Origin of the sequence: Aeromonas sp. S9(2024) (assembly GCF_041403185.1) — a bacterium.
In the GTDB taxonomy this organism is placed as follows: domain Bacteria; phylum Pseudomonadota; class Gammaproteobacteria; order Enterobacterales; family Aeromonadaceae; genus Aeromonas; species Aeromonas enteropelogenes.
Map to the genome: position 1 here is coordinate 124,419 of NZ_JBGLRE010000009.1, position 11,730 is coordinate 136,148.

The 11,730-nt window shown below is 63.1% G+C and carries 10 protein-coding genes; 3 read left to right on the top strand and 7 right to left on the bottom strand.

What is annotated here, in order from left to right; genetic code table 11:
* Positions 1-55: 55 nt before the first annotated feature.
* On the bottom strand, positions 56-1,183 hold the full coding sequence (gene ompA / locus ACB028_RS15355; RefSeq protein ID WP_042072571.1) for a porin OmpA: 1,128 nt from the start codon (positions 1,181-1,183) through the stop codon (positions 56-58).
* 124 nt (positions 1,184-1,307) lie between these two features.
* Positions 1,308-1,874 carry a TetR/AcrR family transcriptional regulator gene (locus ACB028_RS15360; RefSeq protein WP_042027134.1) on the bottom strand — a complete coding sequence of 189 codons (567 nt, stop codon included), beginning with the start codon at positions 1,872-1,874 and terminating at the stop codon, positions 1,308-1,310.
* A gap of 132 nt (positions 1,875-2,006) precedes the next feature.
* Between ACB028_RS15360 and ACB028_RS15365 the strand changes: the two genes are divergently transcribed.
* Positions 2,007-2,402 carry an HPP family protein gene (locus ACB028_RS15365; RefSeq protein WP_371144665.1) on the top strand — a complete coding sequence of 132 codons (396 nt, stop codon included), beginning with the start codon at positions 2,007-2,009 and terminating at the stop codon, positions 2,400-2,402.
* Positions 2,403-2,445: 43 nt separating this feature from the next.
* Here ACB028_RS15365 and ilvA read toward each other — a convergent pair whose 3' ends face one another.
* The 5 genes from ilvA to ilvG all read right to left on the bottom strand — a co-directional run bounded on the left by ilvA (position 2,446) and on the right by ilvG (position 8,809).
* Positions 2,446-3,966, bottom strand: coding sequence for a threonine ammonia-lyase, biosynthetic (gene ilvA / locus ACB028_RS15370; RefSeq protein WP_042072576.1), 1,521 nt, complete (start codon positions 3,964-3,966; stop codon positions 2,446-2,448).
* A gap of 3 nt (positions 3,967-3,969) precedes the next feature.
* Positions 3,970-5,811, bottom strand: a complete 1,842-nt coding sequence (gene ilvD, locus ACB028_RS15375; protein WP_371144646.1) for a dihydroxy-acid dehydratase — start codon at positions 5,809-5,811, stop codon at positions 3,970-3,972.
* Positions 5,812-5,957: 146 nt separating this feature from the next.
* A complete protein-coding gene (locus ACB028_RS15380; RefSeq protein ID WP_017781281.1) occupies positions 5,958-6,902 on the bottom strand; it encodes a branched-chain amino acid transaminase in 945 nt (314 codons plus the stop codon).
* 12 nt (positions 6,903-6,914) lie between these two features.
* Positions 6,915-7,166, bottom strand: a complete 252-nt coding sequence (ilvM, locus tag ACB028_RS15385; protein WP_042005585.1) for an acetolactate synthase 2 small subunit — start codon at positions 7,164-7,166, stop codon at positions 6,915-6,917.
* On the bottom strand, positions 7,163-8,809 hold the full coding sequence (gene ilvG / locus ACB028_RS15390) for an acetolactate synthase 2 catalytic subunit (protein ID WP_371144647.1): 1,647 nt from the start codon (positions 8,807-8,809) through the stop codon (positions 7,163-7,165). The genes ilvM and ilvG overlap by 4 nt, the downstream gene beginning before the upstream one ends.
* A 385-nt stretch (positions 8,810-9,194) precedes the next feature.
* Between ilvG and ACB028_RS15395 the strand changes: the two genes are divergently transcribed.
* Both ACB028_RS15395 and ACB028_RS15400 read left to right on the top strand, forming a co-directional pair.
* On the top strand, positions 9,195-10,709 hold the full coding sequence (locus ACB028_RS15395) for a YifB family Mg chelatase-like AAA ATPase (protein WP_371144648.1): 1,515 nt from the start codon (positions 9,195-9,197) through the stop codon (positions 10,707-10,709).
* 117 nt (positions 10,710-10,826) lie between these two features.
* Positions 10,827-11,726 carry an acyltransferase gene (locus tag ACB028_RS15400; protein ID WP_371144649.1) on the top strand — a complete coding sequence of 300 codons (900 nt, stop codon included), beginning with the start codon at positions 10,827-10,829 and terminating at the stop codon, positions 11,724-11,726.
* Positions 11,727-11,730: the final 4 nt, after the last annotated feature.

The window sequence follows — 11,730 nt, forward strand, 5'->3', positions numbered from 1 at the left end:
CGAAACACCATAAAAAAACGGGAGGCCAGGCCTCCCGTTGTCATCTCTGCGGCTGTTACTGCGCCGGCTGAGAGACTCCTTCCAGATGGATTTCTACCCGACGATCCGGCGCCAGACAGGCGATCAGCTGCTGCCGGGACTGGCTGGCACAGCTGTCACCGGTCACCGGATTGGCCTTGCCACGCCCCTCGACCCGCACCTTGTCGGCATACAGACCCTTGCTGACCAGATAGTTGGCCACGCTTCTTGCACGCTGTTCGGAGAGAGAGAGGTTGTAGGTGTCGGAACCGATGCGATCCGTATAGCCCACCACGGTGGCCTCCCCGTCTTTCGGATTGGCCGCCACTATCTGGCTGAACAGGTTGTCCAGTGCCTGGTTGGCTTCCGGCTTCAGGGTTGCCTTGTTGAACTCGAACAATACGTCAGAGCTCAGGCTGAAGGTCTTGGGCGCCACCACGGGCGCGGGTTCGGCAACCACGGGGGCCGGTGCCGGCGCGGCGACCGTATCGCCGACCTGACCGAAGCGATAGAGCATGCCGACGGAGAGCAGGCCGTTGTCCAGCTCGATGCCGGACTCATCCAGCGAGGTCTTGCCAAGCGGCGTGGTGTACTGGTACTCGAGGCGGGCGGCCCAATCCTTGTCGATGGCGTATTCGATACCCAGCGCCCCGACAAAGGCCGCACCGTGATACTTGTTGCCCTTGCTCGAACCGGAAACTGAATTGGTCCCATCGCTGATCCAGGCATCGAGTGAACTCTCGGTCCAGGCATAGGCGCCCCCCAGACGGCCATAGATATCCAGCGCCGAGGTGGCCGGGAAGCCAATCTTCATGGTGGCCTGCAGCATCTGGGCCTTGGCTTCACCTTCCAGTCCGGCATTGATGCCATTGCCAGAGTAGTGCTGATCCACCTTGTACTTGCCAAGCCAGTCGTAGCCAAATTCGAACGCCACATTCTGGTTCAGCTGATAGCCGGCAAAGGCGCCAAGGCCAAGTTCGTTCCCCTTCTCGTTGGCATCCACCGCATCCAGCACTTCCTTGACCTGCTGGTCGTAGTCAACGCCATAGAAATTGGACCAACCGGCCTTGCCGCCGACATACCAGGTGTTGTCCTGGGCGGCGGCCTGTACCGCCCCCGTTGCCAGCAAACCACTGACCAGAACGGCAAGCATCGATTTCTTCATTTTTAGCCTCTGCAATAAGTCGTTATGGGCGCCTGAGTGCGCACTCTCCCTGTGTGAAGCCGTCAGGCGGCCTCGCCGTCACTCAGGGTATCCCATCCCGAAGAAGCCTCAAATGACCAGCAGGTCAGGAGTGTGAACTTGGCTGCATTATCGCCGCATCGTCGACCAAAATGGCCTGTGCCAGCGCACGAGCCTGCTCCAGCGCCGGCGGCTGCTGATAGCTGTGCGCCATCACTATGGCCCCCTCCAGCAGCAGGCAAAGCCCGGTGGCCTGCGCCAGATTGCAGTCGAGCCGGTGCATCACCCAGTTCAGCAGCGCCTGCTTGTGGGCCACCACCAGCTTGCGCACCGGATGGCGCGGGTCGGCAAACTCGGCGCTGGCGTTGATGAAGTTGCAACCATAGAAATCGCTACGGCCGAACCACTCCCCGAAGCCGTCGAACAGCGCCTGCAGGCGAGCCTCGCGCCCCGTTAGCCCGGCCAGCCTCTGGTCGAGCAGGGCGAAGAACTCCCGGTCACGGGAGATCAGCACCTCCTCGATCAGCGCGTCCTTGGTGGGAAAGTGGCGATAGAGGGTACGCTTGGTGCTGCCTGCTTCGGCCCAGATGCGATCCACACCGGTGGCATGAAAGCCATGGCGGTTGAACAGGCGATAGGCCGTCTCCACCAGTTGCTGACGCTTTTCACTCATGATTGCCTCTTGAAGTACACCGATCTGTCTACCTAATGTGCCTAATCACGACTGACAAACCAAGAGGGAACTGCAATGACAAGATGGTATGGCTCACTATGGGCGGGAAGCGGGGCGGCGTTGGCGATCGGCCTGTTGGGCTGGATGAACCTCAGCTGGCATGCGGCGCTGGTGATGGCGCCTTTCGGGGCAAGCTGCGTGCTGCTGTTTTCACTGCCACACAGCCCTCTCGCTCGTCCGAAGAACGTGCTGGGCGGCCACCTGCTGGCGGCTTGTGTCGGTCTGGCCGTCTCCTGGCTGCCGTTGCCGGTGGAGCTACAGATGGCATTGGGGGTGGGGTTGGCCATCGCCCTGATGCAGCAGCTGGATATCATCCACCCTCCGGCGGGCGCCAATCCCCTGTTGATCCTGATGACGGGACTGGACCTGCCCTTCCTGTGGCAGACCGTGCTGCCCGGCACCCTGCTGCTGATTGCGCTGGCCTACAGTTTTCAGTGGCTCAGGCGGCCCCGTCCGCAAACATCCTGAATGAAAAAGGGAGGCTGACGCCTCCCTCTGTTTTGCTCTGCCGTCAGCTGGCCAGAAACAGCCGGTAGGCGGGGTCGTCGCTCACCTCTTTCCAGCCGTAGCCAATCTCGTGCAGATAGTCGTGGAAAGACGCCACGTCCTCGTCCGGCAGCTCGAAGGCGCAGAGCACCCGGCCATAGTCAGCGCCGTGGTTGCGATAGTGGAACAGGCTGATGTTCCAGCGACACCCCAGGGTCTCGAGGAAACGCATCAGGGCGCCAGGTTGCTCCGGAAACTTGAAGCTGTAGAGACGTTCACCGAGGGGCCGGGCCGGGCGGCCGCCAATCATGTAACGCACGTGGTTCTTGGCCAGCTCGCTCTCGGTCATGTTGACCACCGGATAGCCGTTGCCGCCGAGCTGATCGATGATCTGGCCGAGCTCCTCGTCACCGCCGCTGAGGCGCACCGAGACGAACAGCGACGCCTGCTCGGCATCGGCGTAACGGTAGTTGAACTCGGTCACCATGCGCGGCCCCAGATTGCGGCAGAAGTCGAGGAAGGCCCCCTTGCGCTCGGGGATGGTCACCGCCAGCATGCCCTCGCGCTTCTCGCCGATCTCGCAGCGTTCCGACACGTAGCGCAGGCTGTGGAAGTTGACGTTGGCGCCGGAGAGAATGGCCGCCATCCGGCCCCCCTTCACCTGCTCCCGCTCGCTGTAGGCCTTGAGGCCCGCCAGCGACAAGGCCCCCGACGGCTCGGCGATGGCACGGCAATCGTCGAAGATGTCTTTCAGCGCGGCGCAGATCTGGTCGTTGGAGACGGTCACCACCTCGTCCAGATACTGGTTGCACAGGCGGAAAGTCTCCTCGCCGATGCGCTTGACCGCCACCCCGTCGGCAAACAGCGAGACCCGCTCCAGATTGACCGGCTCGCCGGCCGCCAGCGCCGCCTTGAGGCAGGCGGAGCCCTCCGCCTCTACCCCGATCACCTTCACATCCGGCAACAGCTGTTTGATATAGACCGCCACCCCGGCGGCCAGGCCACCGCCGCCCACCGGCACGAAGACATGGGTGAGGTGGGTATCCTGCTCCAGCAGCTCCTTGCCGATGGTGCCCTGGCCGGCGATCACCTCGACGTCGTCAAACGGCGGGATCAGGGTGTAGCCTTCCAATTCAGCGAGGCGGCGACTCTCGCCGTAGGCCTCGTCGAAGCTGTTGCCAAACAGCAGCACGTTGCCGCCCTGGCGGCGCACCGCGTCGATCTTGATGTCCGGCGTGGTCTTGGGCATCACGATGATCGCCTTGATGCCGAGCCTGGCGGCCGACAGGGCGACCCCTTGGGCGTGGTTGCCGGCGGAGGCGGCGATGACGCCGCGCTCCTTCTGCTCCTGGGTCAGGGTGGCAATCTTGTGGTAGGCGCCGCGCAGTTTGAAGGAGTGGACCGGTTGCAGGTCCTCCCGCTTCAAGCTGACGTGATTGCCGAGCCGCTCGGAGAGTTTTTTCAGGGTTTGCAAAGGGGTGACCCGCGCCGCCTCGTAGACGGGGGAGAGCAGCACCTTGCGTAGATAATCCGCCGCAGAGACCATGATTTATTCCCCCAACAAGGTGCGATCACGCACCGCACCCTTGTCGGCACTGGTGGCAAACATGGCGTAGGCGCGCAGGGCAAAGGAGACCTGACGCTGGCGATCGAGCGGCTTCCAGCCACGGGCGTCGACGGCCACGCGACGGGCGGCCAGCACGCTGTCGGCCACCTCCAGCACCATGCTGCGAGCCGGGATGTCGATGTTGATGATGTCGCCATCCTCCACTAGACCGATAGTGCCGCCAGAGGCCGCCTCCGGTGAGACGTGACCGATGGAGAGACCCGAGGTGCCGCCGGAGAAGCGGCCGTCGGTGATCAGCGCACACGCCTTGCCCAGGCCCATGGATTTCAGATAGGTGGTGGGGTAGAGCATCTCCTGCATGCCGGGGCCCCCTTTCGGGCCCTCGTAGCGGATCACCACCACTTCACCCGCTTTCACTGTGCCGTCCAGAATGCCGGCGACAGCCGTGTCCTGGCTCTCGAATACCCGGGCCGGGCCACGGAAGGTGAGGTTCTCCTCGTCCACCCCGGCGGTCTTGACGATGGCGCCGTTTAGCGCCAGGTTGCCGGCCAGCACGGCCAGGCCGCCCTCCAGGCTGTAGGCGTTGTCCAGCGAGCGGATGCAGCCCTCGGCGCGGTCCAGATCCAGCTCGGGCCAGCGACAATCCTGGCTAAATGCCTTGGTGGTGCGGATGCCGGCCGGGCCGGCGCGGTAGAAGTCCACCACCTCCTGGCTCGGCTGGCGGCTGACGTCATACTCGGCCAGCAGCTCCACCAGCGAGGTGCCCAGCACGTTGCGGGCGTCGCCGTGCACCAGGCCCGCTTTTTCCAGCTGGCCCAGGATGGCGATGACGCCACCGGCGCGGTGCACGTCTTCCATGTGATATTTCTGGGTAGAGGGCGCCACCTTGCACAGCTGGGGCACCTTGCGCGACATGCGGTCGATGTCGGCCATGGTGAAGTCGACACCCGCCTCCTGGGCCGCCGCCAGCAGGTGCAGCACGGTATTGGTGGAGCCTCCCATGGCGATGTCGAGCGCCATGGCATTCTCGAACGCCGCCTTGGTGGCGATGTTGCGCGGCAGGGCACTCGCATCATCTTGTTCATACCAGCGTTTGGCCAGGGTCACGATGCGCTGGCCCGCCAGCTTGAACAGCTGCTCACGGTCTGCGTGGGTCGCCAGCAGCGAGCCGTTGCCCGGCTGGGAGAGGCCCAGCGCCTCGGTCAGGCAGTTCATGGAGTTGGCGGTAAACATGCCGGAGCAGGAGCCGCAGGTCGGGCAGGCGCTGCGCTCCACCTGTTCGCTCTGGGCATCGGAGACCTTGGGGTCGGCGCCCTGGATCATGGCGTCCACCAGATCCAGCTTGATGATCTGGTCGGAGAGCTTGGTCTTGCCCGCTTCCATCGGGCCGCCGGAGACGAAGATCACCGGGATGTTGATGCGCAGGGCGGCCATCAGCATCCCCGGGGTGATCTTGTCGCAGTTGGAGATGCAGACCATGGCGTCGGCACAGTGGGCGTTGACCATGTACTCCACCGAGTCGGCAATCAGCTCGCGCGACGGCAGGGAGTAGAGCATGCCGCCGTGGCCCATGGCGATGCCGTCATCCACGGCGATGGTGTTGAACTCCTTGGCCACCCCGCCGGCGGCTTCGATCTCCCGCGCCACCAGCTGACCCAGATCCTTGAGGTGAACGTGGCCCGGCACGAACTGGGTGAAGGAGTTGACCACGGCGATGATGGGCTTGCCGAAATCCTGATCGGTCATGCCGGTGGCACGCCAGAGGGCGCGGGCCCCGGCCATGTTACGTCCGTGGGTGGTGGTGGCGGATCTCAACTTCGGCATTGTCTCTACTCCCTGAATGCCCAGCGGGCTCATTATCTTTGGAAATGAAAAAGTGACTCTCGGATCGGGAATCGATCCTGGTGAGGGCACAGCGCAGTGCCCTGACCGGAAGCGACTCGGGGAGGCATGACACCTCCCCTCTCTCATCAGTCGTTGACGGGCGTCAGCCAGCCCCACTTGTCTTCGGTCTGGCCGTTGAACAGGCCGAAGAAGGCGTTCTGCAGCTGCTCGGTCACCGGGCCGCGGCAACCGGCGCCCACCTGCATCCGATCGACGGAGCGCACCGGGGTCACTTCAGCGGCGGTGCCGGTCATGAAGATCTCGTCTGCCACATAGAGGGCTTCACGGGGCAGCGCCTGCTCGCGCACCTCGTAACCCAGATCGCGGGCCAGCGTCATGATGGTGTCGCGGGTGATGCCGGGCAGGATGGCGGCGGTAGCGGGCGGGGTGAACAGCACGCCGTTCTTCACCAGGAACAGGTTCTCCCCCGCCCCTTCGCTCAGGTAACCGTTCACGTCCAGCGCCAGCCCCTCGGCGAAGCCGTTGCGCTTGGCCTCGCGACTGATCAGCTGGGAGGAGAGATAGTTGCCGCCCGCCTTGGCACCGGTGGGAATGGTGTTGGGAGCGAGCCGGTTCCAGGAGGTGACGCACACATCCACCCCGTTCTTCAGTCCCTCTTCCCCCAGATAGGCGCCCCAGGGAATGGCCGCAACGATCACGTCGGCCTTGGCATCCTTGGGAGGATGCAGGCCAAGGCCCACGTTACCGATGAAAGCCAGCGGGCGCAGGTAGCCGCTTTTCAGGCCGTTCTCGCGCACCACGGTGCGGCAGGCTTCGTTGATCTCGGCCTCGTTGTAGGGAACCTCCATCCAGTAGATCTTGGCGGAGTCGAACAGGCGGCGGGTGTGCTCCTGCAAACGGAAGATGCAGGTCCCCTTGGGGGTGTCATAGGCGCGAACCCCCTCGAACACCGAGGAGCCATAGTGCAGGGCGTGGCTCATCACGTGCACCTGGGCATCCTGCCAGGGCACCAGTTTGCCGTTGAACCAGATGTATTGGGGATGAGTGGCGGATTGGGAAGGCTGTGACATTGGCTTGGCTCCTTAAGCTCTTATCCGGGGTTGCTGTTCCAGTGCATCGACCCGGGAGACGTCCACCAGCTTCACCAGCTGGCTCCACAACTGCTGGATGGGACGCACCGACTCGACAGTAACCGTGATCCGCAGTTGTTGGCAATCCTGCTCCATGCTGAGGGCGCAGAGGTTGAAACCGCGGTGACGCACCACCCGCAGCACCCGCTCCATCACTTCGGGTCTGGGCTGGGCATGGATTTGCAAGGTATTGAACTGACTCATGGGCGTTGCTCCATCATCTGGTGGTTGGCGACTCCTGGCGGAACCAGGGGCCAGACGTTTTCTTCCTCTGAAATGGCCACATGCAGCAGATAGGCGCTCTCACTCGCCAGCAGGCGGTCGAGGGCCGGGGCTATCTCCTCCTTGCATGTGATGGTCTCGCCCGGAATGCCGAAGGCGGCGGCCAGGGCGACGAAATCGGGGTTGTCGGAGAGGATGGTCTCGCTGTAGCGGCCGTCGAAGAACAGCTCCTGCCACTGGCGCACCATGCCGAGGCGCTGGTTGTCCAGCAGCACCATCTTCACCTTGAGCTGGGCGCGGCGGATGGTGCCGAGCTCCTGCACGTTCATCATGAAAGAGCCGTCGCCGCTCACCAGCACCACTTCATCTTCCGGGCGCGACATCTTGGCGCCGATGGCGGCCGGCAGACCAAAGCCCATGGTACCGAGGCCGGCGCTGGAGAGGTGGTTGCGCGGGCTGGTGAAGCGCATGTGCTGAGCCACCCACATCTGGTGCTGACCGACGTCGCAGGCCACCACACTGCTCTCCGGCAACCTGGCGGAGAGCTGCTTGAGCAGCGCCGGAGCATAGATGGGCTGGCCGGGATGGTCGTAGCGGAAGGCGTACTCGCGGGCCATGTTCGCGCAGTGCTCACGCCAGGGCTCGATGGCCAACGTCATGGCGAGGTGCGGCAGCACCTGTTTCAGATCCTGGGTGATGCCCACTTCGGCGGCGCGGCGCTTGCCGAACTCGGCGGCGTCCACATCCAGGTGGATCACCTTGGCCTCGGGGGCGAACTCCTCCAGCTTGCCGGTCACCCGATCATCGAAACGGGCACCCACCACCAGCAGCAGGTCGCACTGCTGCACCGCATAGTTGGCGGCCTTGGTGCCGTGCATGCCAAGCATGCCCAGATAAACGGGGCTGTCGGGGTCGAGTGCACCTATCCCCTTGAGGGTGGTGACCGCAGGCATGCCAGTGGCGGCGGCAAAGTCGCGCAGCTGCTGCTCGGCATTGGCCATGCCCACCCCGCCACCGACGTAGAGCACCGGGCGCTCGGCGGCTGCCAGCAGGGTACGAGCGGCCGTCAGCTCGGCCGGATTGAGATGCTCGGGCTCCGCCACCGCAAACAGCGGGCTCTGGGCCGGCACCTCGGCCAGTTGCACGTCCTTGGGCAGATCGATCAGTACGGGGCCGGGGCGCCCCTCGCTGGCGATGGCGAAGGCCTCGGCGATCACCTGAGGCAAATCCGCCACGTCCGTCACCATAAAGGAGTGTTTGGTGCAGGAGAGAGACATACCGAGCACGTCCACTTCCTGGAACGCATCGGTCCCCACGGCGGCGCAGGGCACCTGACCGCTGATGGCCACCAGCGGCACCGAATCGAGCAGCGCCTCCGCAAGGCCAGTCACCAGGTTGGTGGCGCCCGGACCCGAGGTGGCGATGCAGACCCCCACCTGACCGGAGGCGCGGGCAAAGCCCACCGCCGCCATGGCGGCCCCCTGCTCGTGGCGGCAGAGCTGGTGCGCCAGACCGCCGTCATACAGGGCATCGTAGACCGGCATGATGGCCCCGCCCGGGTAACCAAACACCTGGGTCACACCCTGTTTCTTGAGAGCCTGTACCAAAAACTGCGCGCCGTTCATCTGGAAAATCCTGTCCTTTGGTCGAAAAAAAACCCCCGGGCCGTGAGGCTCGGGGGTCGCTTGTTTCGTTCTGTCCGGTGGTGGGTCTATCCCTTGTTCCGTGCAGCTAAACGAGCCCCGAGCGGTGAGATAATAATCACCACTAGGACCACAATAATGCTGACGAAACGGTAGGCCATGTTCATAGTTACAACCGGAAATCCTGTGAAATTGGGGCGGTTTTTACCGCGAATGGCTATTAGAACTAGCACGGTGAATTTTATTGGGCAAGCGTTTTTTTAGATGACAACCCTCTGATTTTGGCTATTTAGCAGCCGACGGATTGGGATAAAAAACCACCAAAGAGCAGTTAACCAGAACATATACCAACTCAAGGACGAGATTTATGTCATTAGCTGTGGTTTATAGCCGTGCCAGCTTAGGTGTCGCGGCACCGCAAGTCACGGTGGAAGTTCACCTCTCCAACGGCCTACCCGCCTTCAACATGGTGGGATTGCCGGAAACCTCGGTGAAGGAGTCGCGGGATCGGGTGCGCAGCGCCCTGCTTAACGGCAATTTCGAGTTTCCGTCCAAGCACATCACGGTCAATCTGGCCCCCGCCGACCTGCCCAAGGAGGGGGGCCGTTTCGATCTGGCCATCGCCATCGGCATTCTCGCCGCTTCCAAGCAGATACCGGCAAAATACCTGCTCGATCACGAATTTTTAGGGGAGCTGGCCCTGACCGGCGAGATCCGTCCCGTGCTCGGGGTGCTGCCCGCCGTGCTCGCCTGCCGCGATGCCGGACGCACCCTGCTGGTTCCGCGGGAGAACGGCCCCGAGGCCTCGCTGATCCAGGACGCCGAGGTGCGCACCGCCCACCAGCTGCTGGCCGTCACCGCCTGGCTGGCGGGCCAGTACGAGCTGCCGCTGCCGGATCCCCAGAGCACGGAGAGCCTGCCCGACGTGCCGGACCTGCAGGACGTGATCGGCCAGTCCCAGGCCAAGCGGGCGCTGGAGATCGCTGCCGCCGGCAGCCACAACCTGCTGTTCATTGGCCCGCCCGGTACCGGCAAGAGCATGCTGGCCAGCCGCCTGCCCGGCATTCTGCCGCCGCTGAGCGAGCAGGAGGCGCAGCAGACCGCCGCCATCCACTCCATCGGCGGCCTCACCCCGCGCGCCGGCCACTGGCACCACAGGCCCTATCGAACGCCCCACCACAGCGCCTCGGCGGTGGCACTGGTGGGCGGTGGCAGTCACCCGCGTCCCGGCGAAATATCCCTGGCCCACAACGGGGTGCTGTTCCTCGACGAGCTGCCTGAGTTCGAACGCAAGGTGCTCGATTCCCTGCGCGAGCCGCTGGAGACGGGCCACATCACCATCAGCCGGGCCGCCCGTCAGGTGGACTTTCCCGCCCGTTTCCAGCTGGTCGGCGCCATGAACCCCAGCCCCTGTGGCCACTATGGCGACGGTCAGACCCGCTCCAGCCCGGATCAGATCCTGCGCTACCTCGGCAAGCTCTCCGGCCCCTTCCTCGACCGCTTCGACCTGACGGTGGAGGTGCCGCTCTTGCCCAAGGGGAGCCTGACCGGCAAGGCGGAGCGGGGGGAGTCGAGCCAACAGATCCGCGAGCGGGTGCTGGCGGCGCGCGAGCGCATGCTGAGTCGCAATGGCAAGCTCAACAACCTGCTTGATAGCCGTGAAATCGAAAACATTTGCCGATTATCGCCACAGGATGCCGAATTTCTGGAGAACGCCATCCAGAAGCTCGGGCTCAGCATCCGGGCCTGGCACCGCATCCTGCGGGTGTCGCGCACCATCGCCGATCTGGCGGGCCAGCCTGCCATCGGCAAGGAGCACCTGATCGAGGCGCTCGGCTATCGCGCCATGGACCGCCTGCTCTCCAGGCTGCGCAGCGGCTGAGCTGAGAAAGCGTCTCACCAAGGGCCTGTCCGTGGTCTTGGGAAGCATCGGCTGATATTATGGCCACAGATCTGACCACTTGATGCGTCGCTACAGACTGCAAGACGGACCCGAATCATGCCCAACAAGCTGATAGAGCGACTGCGCGGCAGCCTCTCCACCCTGCTCTACTTTTTCAATACCCTGTTCTGGTTTATCCCCGTGCTCTCCCTGGGTCTGCTCAAGCTGTTGCTGCCCGTCAGGGGCTGGCGAACCTTCTGCAACTGGTTGCTGGATGGCTGTGCCGGCTGCTGGATCGGTTTCAACAACCTGATCCAGAAAACCATCATCAGAACCCCTTTCGATGTGGTCGGAGTGGACAAAGGGCGCCGGAATGAGTGGTATATGGTGATTGCCAACCATCAATCCTGGGTCGACATACTGGTACTACAGCGGGTTTTTAATCAAAAAATCCCCTTCCTGAAGTTTTTCCTCAAGAAAGAGCTGATTTGGGTACCTTTTCTCGGTCTGGCCTGGTGGGCGCTCGATTTCCCCTTCATGCGGCGATATTCCAGAAAATTTCTGGAAAAGAACCCCCATTTGAAGGGGAAAGACATTGAAACGACGCGTAAAGCCTGTGCCAGATTCCGCCACATTCCGGTGAGTGTGATGAATTTTGTCGAAGGCACCCGTTTCACCCCGACCAAGCATCAGAAGCAAGGGTCACCCTACCGGCACCTGCTCCATCCAAGGGCGGGTGGCATCGCCTTTACCCTGGCAGCCATGGGTGATCAGTTGCATCAACTGGTGGATGTGACCATCGCCTATCCGGACGGCATTCCCAGCTACTGGGATTTCATGTGCGGTCGGGTCGGGGAGATCAAGGTCCAGATCCGCTATTTGCCGATCGACCGCAAGCTGGTGGGGGACTACTTCAATGACCCCGACTTCCAACAAGAGTTTCAACAGTGGCTGAACGGGATCTGGCGCGAGAAAGACCAGACCCTTAACCAGCTGCTGGCAACCAAGGCGCAGTAAACAC

What these genes read in the sequence shown, in the direction of transcription:
- ACB028_RS15380 (WP_017781281.1), bottom strand. Translation starts at nt 6,902, where the DNA reads ATGTCACAGCCTTCCCAATCCGCCACTCATCCCCAATACATCTGGTTC.
- ACB028_RS15400 (WP_371144649.1), top strand. Translation starts at nt 10,827, where the DNA reads ATGCCCAACAAGCTGATAGAGCGACTGCGCGGCAGCCTCTCCACCCTG.
- ompA (WP_042072571.1), bottom strand. Translation starts at nt 1,183, where the DNA reads ATGAAGAAATCGATGCTTGCCGTTCTGGTCAGTGGTTTGCTGGCAACG.
- ilvA (WP_042072576.1), bottom strand. Translation starts at nt 3,966, where the DNA reads ATGGTCTCTGCGGCGGATTATCTACGCAAGGTGCTGCTCTCCCCCGTC.
- ilvM (WP_042005585.1), bottom strand. Translation starts at nt 7,166, where the DNA reads ATGAGTCAGTTCAATACCTTGCAAATCCATGCCCAGCCCAGACCCGAA.
- ACB028_RS15395 (WP_371144648.1), top strand. Translation starts at nt 9,195, where the DNA reads ATGTCATTAGCTGTGGTTTATAGCCGTGCCAGCTTAGGTGTCGCGGCA.
- ACB028_RS15360 (WP_042027134.1), bottom strand. Translation starts at nt 1,874, where the DNA reads ATGAGTGAAAAGCGTCAGCAACTGGTGGAGACGGCCTATCGCCTGTTC.
- ilvG (WP_371144647.1), bottom strand. Translation starts at nt 8,809, where the DNA reads ATGAACGGCGCGCAGTTTTTGGTACAGGCTCTCAAGAAACAGGGTGTG.
- ilvD (WP_371144646.1), bottom strand. Translation starts at nt 5,811, where the DNA reads ATGCCGAAGTTGAGATCCGCCACCACCACCCACGGACGTAACATGGCC.